The following is a 19,439-nucleotide window of genomic DNA, read 5'->3' on the forward strand; positions in this document are numbered from 1 at the left end:
TTATTTATTTGTTAATTACTTTGTGCTATACCTGTTTTTATTCTGTAGTTGAAATATTATATTAGCAGGCATTCTACCCAAAATTTTATGAGCAAGGAAACCAAATATACCGAAGATAATATACGATCCCTCGATTGGAAAGAGCATATTCGTATGCGACCAGGGATGTATATTGGTAAGTTAGGCGATGGATCATCTGCAGATGACGGAATCTACATTTTATTGAAAGAGGTACTCGATAATTCTATCGATGAATATGTCATGGGTGCTGGAAAAACTATCGAAATCTCAATACAAGGAGATAAAGTAATTGTTAGAGATTATGGTCGAGGAATTCCGTTGGGGAAGGTAGTAGACGTGGTTTCTAAAATGAATACCGGAGGTAAGTATGATTCTCGTGCATTTAAGAAATCGGTAGGACTAAATGGTGTAGGTACCAAAGCAGTAAATGCATTATCTACTTATTTTCGTGTAGAATCTACTCGTGATGGCAAATCAGCTGCAGCAGAATTTGAAAAAGGGAACTTAACTAATGAAGAAACTTTAGAAGAAACTTCTCGTAGAAGGGGAACTAAAGTATCCTTCGTTCCTGATGAGACGATTTTTAAGCATTATAAATATCGTTCTGAATATGTTGCGAAAATGCTTAAGAATTATGTATATCTTAATCCCGGACTAACCATAATTTTTAATGGCGAAAAATATTTTTCAGAAAATGGATTAAAAGACTTGCTTTCTGATAATATTAAAGATGATGATCGTTTATATGATATTATTCATCTTAAAGGAGATGATATTGAAATAGCTATAACACATAGTAAAACACAGTATAGTGAGGAATACCATTCTTTTGTTAATGGTCAGCATACAACTCAGGGAGGAACACACCAAGCAGCATTTCGTGAAGCAATAGTAAAGACAGTTAGAGAATATTACGGTAAAAATTATGAAGCCAGTGATATTCGTAAATCAATTGTTTCTGCAATTAGTATTAAGGTAATGGAGCCCGTTTTTGAGAGTCAAACAAAAACTAAATTAGGTTCTACAGACATGGGAGGTGATTTACCAACCGTAAGAACATATATCAACGATTTTGTAAAAACGAAATTAGATAACTTTTTGCATAAAAATGCAACTACTGCAGAGAGTTTACAGCGTAAAATATTACAAGCCGAACGAGAACGTAAAGATTTATCCGGTATTCGTAAACTGGCTCGTGAACGTGCTAAGAAGGCTAGTTTACACAATAAGAAACTTAGAGATTGTCGTATACATCTTACCGATAGTAAGAAAGAACGTAACTTGGAAAGTACATTGTTTATAACAGAGGGTGATTCTGCAAGTGGATCAATTACCAAATCTCGTGATGTAAATACACAAGCGGTATTTAGTTTACGTGGAAAACCCTTGAATAGTTATAACATGAGTAAAAAGATTGTATATGAAAATGAAGAATTCAATCTTTTGCAAGCTGCACTGAATATTGAAGAATCTTTAGAAGATTTACGATATAACAATATAGTAATTGCTACTGATGCCGATGTGGATGGAATGCACATACGATTATTGTTGATTACATTCTTTTTGCAATTTTTTCCTGAAGTGATAAAAGAAGGTCATTTATATATCTTACAAACACCTTTATTCAGAGTTAGGAACAAAAAAGAAACTATTTATTGCTATTCTGAACAAGAAAGGCGAGATGCTATTGCAAAATTATCAGGTAAGCCTGAGATAACACGATTTAAGGGGTTAGGTGAGATTTCACCGGATGAATTTGTTCATTTTATAGGAGATGATATACGATTAGATCCAGTTATGTTAGACAAGGAGAAGTCGATAGAAGAACTGTTGTCATTTTATATGGGAAAAAATACACCACAACGACAAGAGTTTATTATTGATAACCTGAAAGTAGAATTAGATACAGTAGAGGAAGAAATATAGGGAATTAAGAGTTACGAATTTTTTAAAAAAATGCACGCTCAAGTCAAGTTTGCTTTAAAACTTTATAACTCAGCGATTTTGGAACCGATAAAATAGCCCCAGTAATTATTTATGGATTTGGAAAACGAAAACGAAGAACTACATCACGATTTAACTCCAGAAGATCACCAACCACAAGAGGTGATTACTAAGGTGACCGGTATGTATAAGGACTGGTTTTTGGATTATGCATCTTACGTAATCCTAGAGCGAGCAGTGCCTGCAATAGAGGATGGTCTAAAACCTGTGCAACGCCGTATTCTTCATTCTATGAAAGATTTGGATGATGGTAGATACAATAAGGTAGCAAATATTGTAGGACATACCATGCAGTATCACCCTCATGGAGATGCGAGTATCTCTGATGCAATGGTACAAGTGGGGCAGAAAGAATTGCTGATTGACATGCAGGGAAACTGGGGTAATATTCTTACAGGAGATAGAGCTGCAGCTTCTAGATATATTGAAGCACGTTTATCCAAATTTGCATTAGATGTTGTATATAACCCTAAAGTAACTGATTGGCAGTTATCCTATGATGGACGTAAAAAAGAACCAATTAACCTTCCGGTTAAGTTTCCTTTGTTATTGGCACAAGGAGCAGAAGGAATCGCCGTAGGGTTAAGTACTAAGATTCTTCCTCATAATTTTATAGAGTTAATTGATGCTTCAATTAAGCATCTTCAAGGAAAACGATTTACCATACTTCCTGATTTTCCTACAGCAGGAATAGCAGATTTTACGAATTACAATGATGGTAATAGAGGAGGGAAAGCTAGAGTTCGTGCTCAAATATCTCAACGAGATAAAAATACTCTTGTGATTACTGAAATTCCTTTCTCTACGACTACAACATCTTTAATTGATTCTATTCTTAAGGCTAATGATAAAGGTAAAATCAAGGTTAAAAAAATAGAGGATAATACTGCCGCAGAAGTAGAAATATTAATACATCTTCCTTCAGGAATTTCACCGGATAAAACTATTGATGCCCTATATGCATTTACGAATTGTGAAGTATCTATTTCACCTTTGGGTTGTGTAATTGAGGATAATAAACCAAATTTTATTGGAGTTTCGGAAATGTTGCGTCGTTCAACAGATAATACTGTAGAATTACTAAAGCGTGAACTCGAAATTCAGTTAGATGAGTTGCAGGAACAATGGCATTTTGCTTCGCTAGAAAGAATTTTTATCGAAAACCGTATCTATAGGGATATTGAAGAGGTAGAAACTTGGGAAGGGGTTATAGAAGCTATAGATAAAGGATTGCAACCACATATTAAGCATCTTAAGCGAGCTGTTACCGAGGAAGATATAGTGCGTTTAACCGAAATTAGGATTAAGCGAATCTCTAAATTTGATATAGATAAGGCTCAACAAAAGATTGAGGCTCTAGAAGAGGATATTGCGCAGGTAAAACACCACTTAGAAAATCTTATTGAATTTGCAATAGATTATTTTAAGCGATTGAAAACTACGTATGGTAAAGGAAAAGAGCGTAAGACTGAAATTAAGATTTTTGATGATATAGAAGCTACCAAAGTAGTAATACGTAATACAAAATTATATGTAAACCGAGAAGAGGGATTCGTGGGGACGTCTTTACGTAGAGATGAATATGTGACGGACTGTTCTGATATTGACGACATTATTTGTTTTACTGCTGATGGTAAACTGATGATTACTAAGGTAGGTTCAAAAACTTTTATTGGTAAAAATATAATTCATGTAGCGATATTTAAGAAAAAAGATAAACGTACTATATATAATATGATTTATCAGGATGGTAGAGGTGGAGCATCTTATGTAAAACGTTTTGCTGTAACTGGAGTTACTAGAGATAAGGAGTATGATTTGACGCAAGGAAAAAAATCATCAAAAATCTCTTACTTTTCAGCAAACCCTAACGGTGAAGCAGAGGTTGTTACAATACTCTTACGCCAAGCTGGAAGTATAAAGAAACTTAAGTTTGATTTAGATTTTTCGGATTTATTGATCAAAGGAAGAGGCGTAAAAGGTAATATTGTTACTAAATATAATATTAAACGTATTGAACTTAAGGAACAAGGAGTTTCTACTCTAAAACCTAGAAAAATTTGGTTTGATGATACTGTACAACGTCTTAATGTTGATGGTAGAGGAGAGTTGTTAGGTGAATTTAGAGGAGAAGATCGTTTATTGGTTATTGATCAAAAAGGGTTAGTTAAAACTATCATACCGGAAATAACATTGCATTTCAATTCTGATATGGTAGTTCTGGAAAAATGGAACCCTAAAAAACCAATTTCAGCCATTTATTGGGATGGAGAAAAAGAACGTTATTATGTAAAACGTTTTCTGATAGAAAACCCGGAACGAGAAGAAAACTTTATTTCTGAAAATCCTAAATCCTTTTTAGAAGTTGTTTCTACCGACTATAGACCTGTTGCAGAGATCGTTTTTAGTAAAATTAGAGGCAAAGATCAACGACCTAATGAAGAAATAAATTTTGAAGAATTTATTGCCATTAAAGGTATTAAGGCGTTAGGGAATCAATTGACAACGCATAAAGTGAAACAGGTTAATCTACTTGATCCTTTACCTTATGAAGAACCAGAACCAATTCCTACAGAAGAAATTGAAGTTATAGAAGAAGAAAGTGTATCTGCTACGGATAAAGTGCCTACTAAACCAATGGCTAAATCCTCAGATTCAACAGATGCTAACAAGGATTCCGAAGGAGGAGAACAGGCTAGTTTATTTTAGTGATAATATTAAAAAGAAGATATCGATGTATTATATACATAGTACATCGGTATTTTTATAGTGATTCCTCACTCATAAAAAAACCAACAGTTACGATTTCTTAACAAATTTAGTCAGAATCACAATATGTTGACCACTGACTCTACCTTCTATATGCTCAGGGTTGTCGTGTACTAAAGAGATATTTCGTACTGCAGTACCTCGTTTAGCGGTAAAATTAGCCCCTTTAACATCTAGATCTTTTATTAAAACTACAGAATCTCCTGCTTGTAAAATAGCTCCATTAGAATCTTTATGTATAAGAGTAGGATCTATTTCTTCTCCTTCTCCTGTTGCTTTTGCCCAAGCTAAAGTATCATCATCCAAATACAACATATCTAATAGGTCCTGAGGCCAGCCTTCTGCACGTAATCTGGTTAGCATACGCCAAGCTAATACCTGTACACCAGGAACTTGACTCCACATACTATCATTAAGACAACGCCAGTGGTTGATATCTGTTTTTTCTGGGTCTTCTAATTGTTCTATGCAATTTGAACACGCAATTACACTAGAATCTATGCCTACATTTGGTGATTTTGGTACTTCATATACTTTTAGATTTTCTGAAGCACTACATAGTTCACAAATTGATCCGCTACGTGCTTGTAATTCCTTTTCGGCGTTCATAGAATATTCAGTTTTATAGGATAATCACTTTGGCAAAAATGCATTAAAATTTATAATTATTGCAGCGGTAAAGAAGTTATTTTTAAATATCTGTCTATACTGACCTTTCTACAAAAGCTTTAAACTGATCAAGCCATTTTTGAGGGTGTTTTTTAGATAGATTGGGCATTAAGAAAGACATTAATTTTAGCATGAACCCTTTAAACTTGATATAATTAATATGATACTCCCATCTGGTCTCGTAAAGCTACATTTTACAGAGTTGCACATATGTTTATATTTTAGCAATGATTTTGCTCCTGGTTTTCCTGGTATTTCGCTTAGTGGTTCAAAACTAATAAACCCGTCTTGCCATTCTTTTAAGTTATCCGGATTGTCAAATAACTCGACAACTATATTGATTTGGGACATTGATATCTATACTACACTTAAATTTCATATCGGTTGGTCTTTTAGTAGTATAAATATAATAAAACGGTTATCAGGTTGATTTATAGCTTTTTTAGATTCATTTTCTTTAGGAGTTGATGTATTTCTTTTGCTACCAGATGAATACCGTTTGTATTCCAATGTGTATCATCGTAATGATATAAAAGGGTATTGGGCTTTTCTTTATTATATAATTCTAAAGTGTTAATGGCATTAATATTTTGATTCTTTAAACCTATATGTAGTTTTTTTAGATATATTGGTTGTTTTTCAAACGGGACATATTCATAATAGATTGTTTCTTTATTTGGTACAGGGAAAAATATAAATTCTATACCTTCCCGTTTACAAAAATCACGGTATTTAGTAATAATATCTACATTGTATCCAACAACTTCGTCAGTAGCTTCTATTTTAGCGTTTTTTCCTTGAAAGTAAAACATCTTGTTATTAATAGTCGATTGAATACCATTACCAGTACTATTATTAACTCTTGCTGTCGCAAAGTGCTGAAAATTTCGTTTTGAAATATGATCAATTGTAGTCGCACAACTTTGGAAAGGAGTTGTATTCTTTAGTCTAATATAATTGCTTTTTACCCATGATTCTTCCTCTTCCATCTTAGAAACATAAAGGTAAGGGAGTGCTCTCTCGATTAATCCAAATATTAAAACTTTCGGTTTTTTAATAACTCCAGCATTCAGGAGACGAGTAAATTCCAGAAAACTATATGGAGCCATATTATAAGATGACAAGCCGCTTAGCTGCGAAACTCGACTAGAAATATTTTGCTCTTGGCTTACAGAACACCCAGCTATATTAGAAGTGCCGAGAAATATTAAATCTGGAGAATCTATGACTTTTTCATTTCTGAAACCTAATTCGTCTGTCTGCCAAGTAATATTCTTTTTTAATACACTATAATCCGTATGATGTGCTAAATCACCATATTCATCCCGGATAATTTTTTTATTAGGATAAAATGGGCCGGTAAATAGATCTTTAGAACCTATTTTAAAAGCCTCCCAAGACCTATAGGTTATGTACTGTTGCGGGATCGATAATTCTATAATAGACATGAGTGCTAAAACAAATATCAAAAAGTATAAGATTTTTAGTATAAAGCGTTTCATGAATTTGATGAGTAATTAAAATTGAAAATAAATAAATTCTTGTGGAGCTCCTCCAAAAACAACAATCATAGCAATAAGTACAAAATAAAAACTCCATCGCAATATCTTTGGAGCAATTACTTGATTAATTTCTAATGCGTGCTCTTTGTTTCTACGGATCCATTCTACTATTATAAAAAAGCATAAGATTCCTATTTTTACTAACATCCTTTCCGTTAAAACATCAGGAATTGAAAATAAACTAGGTGAGAAGATGCCGTAAATATAAGCTATAGCGTCGTATATAGTTTCTGCTCTGAAGAATACCCAGGCTATAGTAGTTATAAAAAACGTTGATAAAATATTTACAAACTCTCTCATGTTAGGGAAAACTCTTCCTTCTGCTATAGCATTAGTGTTTTTTCTATTTCTATTTAGTAATAATAAAGGAAGAAAATAACAAGCATTTAGAAACCCCCAAGCTAAAAATGTCCAGTTTGCTCCATGCCAAAAACCACTTACTAAGAAAATGATAAATGTATTTCTTACTTTCATCCAGATTCCTCCTTGACTTCCGCCTAATGGAATGTATAAATAGTCTCTGAACCAGGTAGATAACGAAATATGCCATCGTCTCCAAAACTCTGCAATATCCCTGGAAAAGTATGGGAAAGAGAAGTTTTTCATCAAATTAAATCCAAATAATCGTGAGGTTCCTATAGCGATGTCTGAATACCCTGAAAAGTCTCCATAAATTTGGAATGCAAAAAATATTGCTCCTAGAAATAAAGTGCTTCCAGAGTGTATCTCATAATTGTTAAATATATCATTTGCATAAACTGCACAGTTATCGGCTATAACTATTTTCTTGAATAATCCCCAAAGTATTTGTCTTAAGCCATCAACAGCTTTGTTATAATCAAATTCTCTTTTCTTATAAAACTGAGGTAGTAAATTTGATGCTCTCTCTATTGGTCCGGCAACTAGTTGCGGGAAGAAACTTACAAATGCCAAAAAAGCAATTAAGTTTCTAGTGGGTTCTAGTTTTTTTCTATACACATCGATGGAATAGCTTAGTGTTTGGAAAGTGTAAAAGCTTATTCCTACGGGTAAAATGATATTTAATCTTGAAGCTTCAATGGGCTTGCCGAATAATGTGAATGCATCAGCAAAACTTTCGGTAAAAAAATTGAAGTATTTAAAAAATCCCAAGAATCCAAGATTAACGCAGATACTAATCCATAAAAGTAATTTCCTTTCACGCTTCTTTTCTGCCATTGATAATCCAATCCCTACAAAATAGTCGATGAACGAACTAAAAGCTATTAAAGAAAGAAAACGCCAATCCCACCAACCATAAAAAATATAACTGGCAATTAGTAACAAAGTATTCTGAATTTTCAAGTCTTTTTTAGAGACTAACCAATATAGGATAAAAACTATTGGTAAAAACTTTGCAAACTCAATGGAGTTAAATAACATTTTATTAAGATTTCTAAACCGGCAAAGGTAAAAAACTTGTTGTGTTTTAAGATATTTTTAAGATTTAATTTTTAAGTAACTACTTGCAATTTTGTGAGTAACAGTACTCCTTTATCATAAGTTTTATTGCACCATTGATATTTTGAGGTAATTTTGTTAGGTATTTGATAATCACTTAGAGAGTGGTCTTTAAAACCAAATTTTAAATAAAAATCCTTAAGGTGATTAAAAGGTAAACACCATATTTTTTTATTTTTAGAAGCTTTAGACATCAGATGAGTTACGATTTGATCGGCAACACCTAATCCACGAAATTCGTCAAAAACATAGATTCCACCTAATTCCAGGTTATCGGTATCGATTGTAGTAAGTCGACCCAATCCACAAGCATTATTGTTGATTTCTGCAATAACAATATACTCATTGTCATAGTCCGAAGCCAAGAAACCTATTTTTTTATATTTAGAGTTTACCCAATCAATTTCTTCAACTTTAACTTTCCTAATGATTATTTTTTCCACATCAGATCTTTTTAAATTTAAAGGAATCTTTGAAACTATTTTACGGTTGCAAAAAAGTGTTTACCCAAATATTATTTTCTTTTGTAAACAACTCCCGAAAATGTAGTCTGTTTTTCTTGAATTCCATGAATTCAATTCTTTTCGGGTTTAAATAAAAACCACCCCAGTTTTCAGGACGTTTGATTTCAGTATTTTCAAGTTTAGATTTTTTGGCTGCAAATGATTCTACTAAAATGTCAAGGCTTTCAATAGATTCTCCTTGATTACAGATATGGCTGACAATTTTAGAATCTCTATTTCGACTCTCGAAATATGTATTAGCCAGAGACTCTTCTATGGGATATGCGTCTCCTTGGATTCTCACTTGTCTTTCAGTTTCTGTCCACCAAAAGGTTAAAGAAGATTTTGGATTATGAAACAACTCCGCACCTTTTCTAGAGTTTAGAGGACCAGTAATAACAAACTTATGATCTACAACCTCTTTAAGAGAAACAAATCTAGAGTTAGGGTATTCATCGAACCCAATCGATGTCAGACAACAAGCAGAGGGGATTCTAAGATTACTTTTTTTAATCTCTTCTTCATACCAGTTATTAAATTGCTCAATTGGATTCATTAATAGAATTTAAGAAATCACTTTACTTTTTTTGCGTAGCTTAAAATTTAAGAATTCTACAAACAATGAAAAAGCAATAGTAAAATATAAATATCCTTTTGGAATAGCACCAACTTCACTATCAAATATTTTAAGGTGAGATAGGTGAGCAGCTTCGGCTATAAGCATAAACCCGATAAGAATTAAAAATGAAAGACCTAGGATTTGAACAGAAGGGTGCTTGTTTACAAATCGACCTACAGGAGTAGCAAATACCATCATGATTAGTACTGAGATGACTACGGCTATAATCATTATCAATAAAGCATCATTAGGATTGTCACTTAAACCACTGGTCATACCAACAGCTGTAAGAATAGAGTCAAAAGAAAAAACAACATTGATCAATGTGATCTGCACGATAGCATTGGATAGTGAAGAAGAACTTTTAGCTTGAATTTCCTTTTCTTCTTCTCCTTTTTCATCTACTTTTTCATGAATTTCATGAACACTTTTGTATAGAAGAAATATTCCGCCTCCAAACAATATCAAAGCTTGACCACTGATTCCTCCTTCTATCCAAGGTAAACTAATATGCCAAAAAGGAGCTTCCATCGCTACTAGTAATGAAATACCAAATAATAGTATGATACGCATTAACATGGCTAGTATCAAACCTATGTTAGTAGCTTTTCTTTGTTGAGTTTCTGGTAACTTACTAGATGCTAGTGAAATAAATATAATATTGTCAATTCCTAGTACAATTTCTAAAAAGGTAAGTGTTAATAAAGCTACCCAAGCATCTGCAGATGTGAAAATTTCTAACATTATTTTATTTTTTTTGCGGTTCCACGTTGTTTATTGGTTGCACCTACTAATCCGTATTCAAAAGTATAAATATCTTTATCAGTAGTTAGGATTTTAATATGAATGGCTTTTTTCTCAGCCATACTTTTAGGATGTACTTCTCTTAAGATATATTCACAGTCATTAATCCAGCGTATGGTAGCAGTGTCGCTTTTTCCCTGAAAAAAATCAATCTCTATAGAATCATTACGAATAAATGTGGTTTTTGTTAGCTCTCCATTCAATAATGTTTCAAATTCAAAAGTTCCTTTATGAAAATTAGAACAATCTCGTTCTTGTTGATAACAACTAGCTAAAAAAAGTATAGAAAAGAAAAGGAAAATAATTCGGTACATATCATAATAAAACTGATAAACGAAAATAAATCTATTTCCAGAGAATATATAACAACCACAAAAAAAGTTGTTAAGATCTTTTCGGACTATACTCGTCAAAAGTACCATCGGTATAAAAAATAAGTACACGATCAATTTTATTTTCTCCTGTAATGGATCGTTTAGTATTTTCCTGTAATGGTCCTTGTGTTTTAGAAACCTCAGTTTCTGTAATTGTTGTAGAAAATAAATCTTGCTCAGTTTGCTGAGTTGGAGGTAAGGGTTCAGAGGCAGGAGTAGTAGGTGTTGATTGAACCGTTTCTTGTGTCAGAGGTTTGTTTTCTGATTTTGGAAAAACACCTTTACCATACAGCAACCAATCTAATTCTACATCAGTATATGCATCTACGATTTTCATTACAAAATCTAAACTAGGTCGATTTCTACCTGACAAAATATGTGAAATAGAAGAACGACCAACACCCATGTAATCTGCAAAGGATGAAGCAGATACATTATAAAAATCCATTATTTTTTGAATTCTTTTCCCGAAATCCTTACTGTTTACCATTGTAAACCTTTTTAATGTTTAATATTGATTACAAAGGTAAACAAAAGTATTGAAAAAGCGTGTTTACAAATGTAACACAAAGATATTTTAGCATAAACTAAAACATTAAATAATAATACTTTAACTTCTGATTATTATATGTTTAGAAATATTTAGAATTATTTATAACTTTAACTGTTAATAACTCTAATACATTTGGAAACTTTACTAAATAGACTGTTTATAATTGTAAACAAAAGTAAAAATTTGAGTTGTTTACATTTGTAAAAATCTTGTTGTTACAGATGTAAACAACCTGTAAGTTTACATCTGTAACTATTATAGTTGTTTACTATGATTACTCGCTAAACTGTAGTAATTTCGTGGTCATATTTACTCTTATGGACATTAAAACACTTCAGGATTTTTTCTACACGTATAAGGAGAGTGCTTTATTTGGGCGCTATATTCATAGTGATCACATTAACCCTCTTTTGGATAGTTTATCTAATACACTAGACATCAAAGAAGTTGGTGTTTCAGAAAATAATCTCTCTATACAATTAATAACTCTTGGTGAAGGTTCTAAGAAACTTTTATTCTGGTCACAGATGCATGGTAACGAAAGCACAACAACCAAAGCTATTTTTGATTTCTTAAACTTCCTTACTGATACTTCTAATAAGCTCGCTGAATCTATTTTAAAAGAATGTACCTTGTATATTGTGCCTATTTTAAGTCCTGATGGAGCCAAAGCCTATACAAGGCTTAATTATAATCAGATAGATCTTAATCGAGATGCTCAGGACAGGACTCAGAAGGAAAGCAAGATTCTAAACGATCTAATTAGTAGTATTAAGCCAGATTTCGCATACAATCTTCATGGGCAACGTACGATTTTTAGTGCTGGTGAAACAAATTTCTCAGCTACAGTATCCTTTTTATCTCCTGCAGGTGATAAAGAACGTTCTGTAACATCCTGTCGTAAAAAAGCTATGGAGGTTATTGTAGAGATGAATACGATTTTGCAAAAATATATACCGAATCAGATAGGACGTTATGATGATGGCTTTAATATTAATTGTGTGGGAGATACTTTAACTAGTTTAGAGATCCCAACAATTTTATTTGAAGCTGGGCATTATCCTGATGACTATGATCGTGAGATAACCAGAGAATACATTTTTTATGCGCTGTTAGCTTCTGTTCATTATATCGCTAATCATTCTGTCACCGGAGAAGGGTATAAAGATTATTTTTTAATTCCTGAAAATGGTAAATGTTTTTATGATATCATTATCAGAGATGTGATTTTGGATAGTAAAAATGTCGATATTGCCGTTCAGTATACTGAAGAATTGTTCGAAAATAATGTGAAATTCATACCAAAAGTTGTTAAAATCGAAGATTTACGAAAATTTTATGGACATAGGGAAATTATCGGCAATAAAAGAGCGATATCTTCCGAAAACGTTAGAAATATGATAGTTCCAGACACTAAGTTGTTAAAATTCTATTTAAATTCTGAATTATTCTCAACAGAATTAACAAAAAGTTGAAATAAAATGTGCGAATACTTTATTTTTCTGCTAAATTTGCAATGTAAATAATCGGGAAAAATAATTAAAAACAACTATGGCAAAGTTTAAATTAGACGAAGTCGATCACCAGATTCTGGACATGCTAATTGAAAATACTCGTACTCCTTTTACGGATATTGCAAAGAAACTATTAATCTCTGCAGGAACTGTACATGTACGTGTCAAAAAAATGGAAGAAGCAGGAATTATTGAAGGTTCTTCGTTAACACTAGACTACAAAAAACTAGGATATTCATTTATCGCTTATGTCGGTATTTATCTACAGAATACATCACAGACTAAATTTGTATTACAACGAATTAATGAAATTCCTTATGTAACTGTGGCTCATATTACGACAGGTAAATTCAATATTTTTTGTAAAGTAAGAGCTAAAGATACAAACCATGCTAAAGACATTATCTTTAAACTAGATGATATTGATGGAGTATACAGAACAGAAACAATGATTTCTTTAGAAGAAAGTATTAATGATAAGAAACGCTTAATGCATTCTATTTTTCAAGAATTGTAAAGGGCGTCTTGTTAAAAAATATAAAAAAGCCCTTTAGGAAACCCTCAAAGGGCTTTTTTATGTAGTACTTATCACATTTATTTTCATGTATAATCTTCTTATATGTGAATTTTTTAACCACTAAACCACAATTACCACCACACCATGGCACGTAAACCAAAATTAGAACGTTTTAACGATAATGTTCTCGCCAAATACCAGATATACAATAGTATATTTATGACTTTACCTTTTGATACCATAACTAATACTGGTGTCTTATTACCGCTTTTCCAGGAAGTATGCGAAAAAGGTTATGATGCACATAAGAACCCTACGGAAATTGTAGAAGGTTTTTTTAAATTATATCAAGATAACCCCTCAGAGAAAGAACGTCACGAACTTTTATTTAGGTTTATTCAGTATATAGAGCGACAAGTTGTATTGTTTGATGCAATTGAAGACGCTGCTTTTCCTGTTGTAAACAACATGGATGGTAGGGGTACGCTAAGAAGTATTAAAGAAGAAGCTCAGGCAAAGGGACAGTTGGAAGAGTTAAAGGAGTATTTAAGACGTTTTAAAATACGCCCAACTCTAACGGCTCATCCAACTCAGTTTTATCCTGGAACAGTATTAGGAATTATTAATGATCTGGATACAGCAATACGAGAGAATGATTTAACTAAGATTAAAAAGCTATTAGCGCAACTTGGTAAAACAGCTTTCTTTAAAAAAGAAAAGCCTACGCCGTATGATGAAGCGGTAAGTTTAATATGGTATCTGGAAAATGTTTTTTATCATTCTGCAAGTGCTATTTATAATTATGTTCAGAAAAATATATTCGAAGGAGAAGATCTTGATAATGATTTAATCAACCTGGGCTTTTGGCCAGGAGGAGATAGAGATGGAAATCCTTTTGTAACCACAGAAACTACGCTAAAAGTGGCAAAAAGGCTTCGTAAAACAATTTTGATTAATTATTACAGGGATATACGAGAGTTAAAAAGAAGAATCACATTTGGTAATCTTCAGGATAAAATTACTGTTTTAGAAAATGCTCTGTATGATAATTTCTATTATGCAAAGACGGCAGAACCATTATCAGTAGAGACGTTAATGGATGGTTTGCTGGAAATAAAAGAAGAATTAGTTTCTGAGCATCAGTCATTATTTTTAGATGACTTACAGGATTTGATCAATAAAGTTAAGATTTTTGGCTTTCATTTTGGAACCTTAGATATTAGACAGGATTCTAGAATACATCATAAAGTACTTACGGATGTTGTAAATAAAACTAACGAACTAGGGTTGGAGATTTTTCCAGATAATTATCAGTCTCTTTCAGAAGCTGAACAAATTAATGTGCTTACTGAAGCTTCAGGGAAACTTGATCCATCAGTTTTTGAAGAGGATATTACAAGAGCAACTCTGGAGTCTATCTACGCTATTAAGACTATTCAGGAAAAGAATGGAGAGCGAGCTGCTAATCGATATATCATTAGTAATAACGGGAATGAGCTTAATGTGATGGAGACATTTGCCTTAATTAGGCTTTGTGATTGGGAGGTTCCTACGGTAGATGTGATTCCTCTATTCGAAACAGTACCCGACTTGAAAGTTTCTCATCAGGTAATGGAATCTTTATATAGTAATCCTGTGTATATGGAGCATCTAAAACGCCGTGGGATGAAGCAAACAATAATGTTAGGTTTCTCTGATGGAACAAAAGATGGAGGATACCTAATGGCGAATTGGGGAATCTTTAAGGCAAAAGAAGCATTAACTGAAATTTCTAGAAAATATGATGTAAAAGTGGTGTTCTTTGATGGTCGTGGAGGACCACCAGCCAGAGGAGGTGGAAATACCAATCAATTCTATGCATCACTTGGACCTACAGTAGAAGATGAAGAAATTCAGTTAACTGTTCAAGGCCAAACAATTAGCTCTAATTTCGGAACTTTGGATTCTTGTCAATATAATTTAGAACAATTATTAGGAGCAGGTGTAGAAAATGAACTGACTAGTAATGATGTAAATCGTTTTTCTGTAGAGAACAAGCAAACTATGCAAGAGCTTGCAGATATTAGTTATCAAACCTACGTGGATTTTAAAGGGCATCCTAAATTTCTTCCGTATTTAGAACATATGAGTACATTAAAGTACTACGGGAAAGCAAATATAGGTAGTCGACCTTCTAAACGAAGTAAGAGTGCAACACTTGATTTTGGTGATCTTAGAGCAATACCATTTGTAGGTAGTTGGAGTCAGCTAAAGCAAAATGTTCCTGGCTTTTATGGAGTGGGAACTGCGTTAAAGGTATATGAAGATCGAGGAGAATTTGATAAAGTTGTTGCTTTGTATAAGGAATCTGCATTTTTTAGAGCCTTAATAGGTAATAGTATGATGAGTTTGACTAAATCATTTTTTGAGCTGACATCATATATGAAGGAGGACGAGGAATACGGAGCATTTTGGGATATCATTCATGATGAATTTTTGTTGACTAAACGATTATTGCTAAAGCTTTCTGGGTATTCCGAGCTAATGCAAAATGAATTGGCAGGAAAGGCATCTATCGATGTTCGTGAAAAAATTGTACTACCATTACTTACGATACAACAGTATGCATTAAAAAAAATTCAGGATTTTCATCGTTCAGGTAATCTCGATACTAAAGAACTGGAGGTTTATGAAAAAATGGTGACTCGATCACTATTTGGTAATATTAACGCTAGTCGTAACTCAGCATAGTGTTATAAAGAACTGTTAAGAGTATTATATAATGAGGTGGAAATTGTTAAATTCCACCTCATTTGTTTTTGTACATCTCATTGTGAACAAAATCTAATTTTAAAACTATGCTCACACAACTAAAAGAAGGAGAGTTTAACCCTTATTATGGGACTTATATTTCTAAAGCACAATCTTCTAACATCATAGAAGGGCTGCAAAAAGGTAAAAAAGAGTTTGTTGATTTTGTCGCTTCTATTCCTATAGATAAATGGATTTACGCTTACGCGGAAGGGAAATGGACTATTGTAGAAGTTTTACAGCATTTAATAGATACAGAACGTATTTTTGCGTATAGGGCACTAAGGTTTGCGAGAAATGATAAAACTCCAATTTTAGGATTTGAGCAAGATGATTATGTTCCGAATTCTAATGCTAATAATTACACAAAAGAAGAGTTGATTGCGGATTTTGAAGCTGTTCGTGAAGCTTCAATCACCTTGTTTAAGAGTTTTACCGATGAAATGTTGCTTAAGATAGGTGAGGCGAGTGGTAGTCCAATGAGTACAAGAGCTGTTGGTTATATTTTGTCAGGACACCAAAAACATCATTTCCAGGTTATTGAAGAACGATATTTATAATTATGACTAAACAAGAAGTTGCTCATGATTACCTTTCTTTTCTGGAAAAAGATGAAATAGCTAAAGTTATTGGCCTGTTTACGGAGGATGGTATTGTGGTATCTCCGCTATATGGTACTCAATCTGCTAAAACTTTTTATAAACAGCTTTCCGAAGATACGGATTCTTCAAAATTAAAATTTGACGGATTGTTTTTTGAAAAAGATTCTAATAGAATTTCACTTCTTTTTGATTATCACTGGGAGCTTAAGGATGGAGAAAATGTGGATTTTAAAGTAGTAGATATTATTGAGTTGAATTCTAAAAATAAAATTGAAAAGCTTACAATTATTTATGACACTGTAGAAGCGAGAGTTTTATTAGGTAAATAAGATCAATTATAATATCTGCACAGATTCATCTTTTCTCAGCATCGAATCTAAATAATTAGAAAAATTGAAAGTGTTTAATCCGTTTTCTCCAAAAGTTTGACCTATAAAATTTCTGGTAGACCCGTCTTTTGAAACTTTATGAATATGAAAGGCCCTAGAGGATTTATAAGAAGTTCTCGATTTAAATGTGTCAAATGTATCAAAGGTGTCAATTGCAAAAACAGTAATTCCTAAGTCTTTAGCTACTTCAATGTCAAATTCTGAAACAGTTGTGATATTTTTTTTGTCCTTACGCACTGCTCTTGGGTGTCCGTGTAATTGAGCAAGAAGCATAAGTCCTTCTCCTACTCTTGGGGCGCTGTTTAAACCAACTCCGTAGGTGTTAATAATAATCTCTTTATTGGTTTTTAGAGAAGGTATCCAGTCTCTTAAGGCGTGTATTCTACCTGTATTTACATTTAAAACAATAAAAACTTGATTTTCTAAACCCTCATCCATAGTGTCATCTGCAACTTTTTGAATTTCTTTCTGTATCTGATTTTCATCAATAGAAATCACAAAGCTATTTTTGTGTAATTCAGACATCCCTTCCTTGGATTTGACCCCTCCTTTTTCTTCAATCACATAATTCCACTCTCTTATATCTATTACTCTTAGATTGTTTGTTTCGGAGCCATCTGACCCAAGTTGTTCTCCGGTAACCCGATCTATATAGATATCAGATAGCAGACCAGTAAAAGCAGAAGCTTGGAAAAAGAAAAACAAACTAATAAAAAGTAATGATATGTTTTTAATCATTGATATATGTTTAGACTTATCTAAATTTAAACAATATTTTTTAGAGTTTCAATATTTAGCTCATGACCACCTTTGTGTACTCTGAATTCGATTTTTGGTAAGATTTGTTGTACTCGTTCTTTTTCGGCTTCAACTTTAGAAATTTCAAAATAAGGATCTTTTTCTCCTAAGATGTGTGTGATTTTGGTTTTTTTGCCTAAAAATTCAAAATCTTCTTTGTGTAATTCCTTTGGGAACCCTCCGGAGATTATTACAAAAGCATCGCATTTTATTTTTCGTTTTGCAATCCATCGGCTTGCAATACTTACTCCTTGAGAATACCCTAAAACAATCAAATTCAAATTCTTAGGGATGTTTTCTGTTTCTACAATAGAATCAATATATCTTAATACGTTTTCAGTTTCGGGTTTAGTGTTCTCTTTGGTAAGCCATCCTGAGCCTACTTTTCTGTAATCTTCGCCTTTGTAATATTTTGATGGAGCTTGCGGAGCAATGATGTAATTCTCTTCTTTATCTAAACTGTCAAAAAGCCTTATGAAATAGCGGCTTAGGTATCCAATTCCGTGAAAAACCAACCATACATTCTTTGTGTTTTGATTTAGGTTGTTTAAGGTGGAATAGGTGTTTGTTGCTTGGTATGATATTGTTTTTTCTTCGGTATTCATGTAATGAAACAGTTTAATTAAGTTCGAACCAATCATTAATAATCGGCCACAAGATATCCTGATTTTTCTTTCTAAAAAAATCAAAATGCCCTATACTTTTTAGGTTGTAATCTGAAGGTTTTAGATGTTTTCTGGTAACTTCAGCATTTTCATATACTCTATTGCCTAATATATCTACGGATGTTTTTGGTGCAAAAAGATCATCTTCTATGCTTATTAAAAGCATTGGTGATTTTATCTGTTCGTAATGAGTTAGTTTTTTACTTTGTGTAAAATGCAACATAGAATCAGGGTGTAATAAATAAGTAGCCCAATCTCTGGCAGCTCTAGAGGTGATTGGATTTCCTAAGCCAAACCAAGGTGAGGGGTAGTATTTTAATATCGAAGTGGTTATGGGGACAAAAAATTTGAAATTAAGGTAAATTAAAAACTGCATTTTTGGCGTAAAGTGCTTGTAGTAACCAAATTGAGATCCTATGGTTAGGTATTTGTCATAATATTGATAAGAATCACTAAACCCAATACTATTTCCACCAAAACTATGTCCAATCATAAATTGAATGTTTTCTGGATATTTTTCTTTGATATGCTTAGAGACTTCTTTAAAGTCATTAGTCCAGGAGAAAAAACCGTATTCTTTAAGTGATTTAAGGCTTTGTGAAAGAGAGCTGCCTACCCCACGATAATCAAAAGTAAAGACGTTGCATCCTCTCTGAGTAAGATAATCGGCCATCTTAAAATAAAACTTTTGTGGTACAGCCATGGCAGGAGCAAAGACTATTGTTTTGTTGTTGGGAGTCGATGGAGTGAATTCGTGAACCGAAATAGGGTATCCATCAGAGGATTGAACAGTATAAGATTCCATTA

The 19,439-nt window shown here is 32.8% G+C and carries 18 protein-coding genes; 7 read left to right on the top strand and 11 right to left on the bottom strand.

What is annotated here, in order from left to right:
- The first annotated feature begins 87 nt into the window (after positions 1-87).
- Together J8M14_RS03590 and J8M14_RS03595 are read left to right on the top strand one after the other, a co-directional pair.
- Positions 88-1,947 carry a DNA topoisomerase IV subunit B gene (locus J8M14_RS03590; protein WP_211073150.1) on the top strand — a complete coding sequence of 620 codons (1,860 nt, stop codon included), beginning with the start codon at positions 88-90 and terminating at the stop codon, positions 1,945-1,947.
- A 111-nt stretch (positions 1,948-2,058) separates the two neighbouring features.
- Positions 2,059-4,734: a DNA gyrase/topoisomerase IV subunit A gene (locus J8M14_RS03595; RefSeq protein ID WP_211073151.1), complete on the top strand. Its 2,676-nt coding sequence runs from the start codon at positions 2,059-2,061 to the stop codon at positions 4,732-4,734.
- A gap of 90 nt (positions 4,735-4,824) precedes the next feature.
- On the opposite strand, the gene J8M14_RS03600 is transcribed toward J8M14_RS03595, so the two are convergent.
- From J8M14_RS03600 to J8M14_RS03635, 8 genes are all read right to left on the bottom strand, one after another.
- Positions 4,825-5,403, bottom strand: a complete 579-nt coding sequence (locus J8M14_RS03600) for an alkylphosphonate utilization protein (RefSeq protein ID WP_211073152.1) — start codon at positions 5,401-5,403, stop codon at positions 4,825-4,827.
- Between the two features lie 491 nt (positions 5,404-5,894).
- Entirely contained in the window at positions 5,895-6,965 is a 1,071-nt protein-coding gene (locus J8M14_RS03605; protein ID WP_211073153.1) for a hypothetical protein, read from the bottom strand.
- A 15-nt stretch (positions 6,966-6,980) separates the two neighbouring features.
- Positions 6,981-8,426, bottom strand: a complete 1,446-nt coding sequence (locus J8M14_RS03610) for an MBOAT family protein (protein ID WP_211073154.1) — start codon at positions 8,424-8,426, stop codon at positions 6,981-6,983.
- Positions 8,427-8,497: 71 nt separating this feature from the next.
- Positions 8,498-8,947, bottom strand: coding sequence for a GNAT family N-acetyltransferase (locus J8M14_RS03615; protein WP_211073155.1), 450 nt, complete (start codon positions 8,945-8,947; stop codon positions 8,498-8,500).
- 40 nt (positions 8,948-8,987) lie between these two features.
- Positions 8,988-9,563, bottom strand: a complete 576-nt coding sequence (locus J8M14_RS03620; RefSeq protein WP_211073156.1) for a pyridoxal 5'-phosphate synthase — start codon at positions 9,561-9,563, stop codon at positions 8,988-8,990.
- Positions 9,564-9,572: 9 nt separating this feature from the next.
- Complete coding sequence (locus J8M14_RS03625) at positions 9,573-10,370, bottom strand: TerC family protein (RefSeq protein WP_211073158.1); 798 nt, start codon at positions 10,368-10,370, stop codon at positions 9,573-9,575.
- Positions 10,370-10,744 carry a DNA topoisomerase IV gene (locus tag J8M14_RS03630; protein WP_211073160.1) on the bottom strand — a complete coding sequence of 125 codons (375 nt, stop codon included), beginning with the start codon at positions 10,742-10,744 and terminating at the stop codon, positions 10,370-10,372. The genes J8M14_RS03625 and J8M14_RS03630 overlap by 1 nt, the downstream gene beginning before the upstream one ends.
- Before the next feature lie 70 nt (positions 10,745-10,814).
- Entirely contained in the window at positions 10,815-11,294 is a 480-nt protein-coding gene (locus J8M14_RS03635; protein WP_211073162.1) for a helix-turn-helix transcriptional regulator, read from the bottom strand.
- Between the two features lie 380 nt (positions 11,295-11,674).
- On the opposite strand from J8M14_RS03635, the gene J8M14_RS03640 reads away from it, so the two are divergent.
- The 5 genes from J8M14_RS03640 to J8M14_RS03660 all read left to right on the top strand — a co-directional run bounded on the left by J8M14_RS03640 (position 11,675) and on the right by J8M14_RS03660 (position 17,109).
- Positions 11,675-12,832: a M14 family zinc carboxypeptidase gene (locus J8M14_RS03640; RefSeq protein WP_211073163.1), complete on the top strand. Its 1,158-nt coding sequence runs from the start codon at positions 11,675-11,677 to the stop codon at positions 12,830-12,832.
- A 76-nt stretch (positions 12,833-12,908) separates the two neighbouring features.
- Positions 12,909-13,388, top strand: a complete 480-nt coding sequence (locus J8M14_RS03645) for a winged helix-turn-helix transcriptional regulator (RefSeq protein ID WP_211073164.1) — start codon at positions 12,909-12,911, stop codon at positions 13,386-13,388.
- A 144-nt stretch (positions 13,389-13,532) separates the two neighbouring features.
- Positions 13,533-16,118, top strand: coding sequence for a phosphoenolpyruvate carboxylase (locus J8M14_RS03650; RefSeq protein WP_211073165.1), 2,586 nt, complete (start codon positions 13,533-13,535; stop codon positions 16,116-16,118).
- Between the two features lie 107 nt (positions 16,119-16,225).
- The gene (locus J8M14_RS03655) at positions 16,226-16,738 is read left to right on the top strand and encodes a DinB family protein (protein ID WP_211073166.1); all 513 of its coding nucleotides are present in this window, start codon (positions 16,226-16,228) and stop codon (positions 16,736-16,738) included.
- Between the two features lie 2 nt (positions 16,739-16,740).
- Positions 16,741-17,109, top strand: coding sequence for a nuclear transport factor 2 family protein (locus tag J8M14_RS03660; protein ID WP_211073167.1), 369 nt, complete (start codon positions 16,741-16,743; stop codon positions 17,107-17,109).
- A gap of 6 nt (positions 17,110-17,115) precedes the next feature.
- On the opposite strand, the gene J8M14_RS03665 is transcribed toward J8M14_RS03660, so the two are convergent.
- The 3 genes from J8M14_RS03665 to J8M14_RS03675 are packed head-to-tail and all read right to left on the bottom strand — an operon-like array spanning position 17,116 to position 19,437.
- On the bottom strand, positions 17,116-17,907 hold the full coding sequence (locus tag J8M14_RS03665) for a hypothetical protein (protein WP_211073168.1): 792 nt from the start codon (positions 17,905-17,907) through the stop codon (positions 17,116-17,118).
- Positions 17,908-17,933: 26 nt separating this feature from the next.
- Positions 17,934-18,572, bottom strand: a complete 639-nt coding sequence (locus J8M14_RS03670; protein ID WP_211073170.1) for an esterase — start codon at positions 18,570-18,572, stop codon at positions 17,934-17,936.
- 13 nt (positions 18,573-18,585) lie between these two features.
- A complete protein-coding gene (locus tag J8M14_RS03675; RefSeq protein ID WP_211073171.1) occupies positions 18,586-19,437 on the bottom strand; it encodes an alpha/beta fold hydrolase in 852 nt (283 codons plus the stop codon).
- Positions 19,438-19,439 lie beyond the last annotated feature (2 nt).

This window comes from Aquimarina sp. MMG016 (assembly GCF_018100805.1).
GTDB lineage: Bacteria > Bacteroidota > Bacteroidia > Flavobacteriales > Flavobacteriaceae > Aquimarina.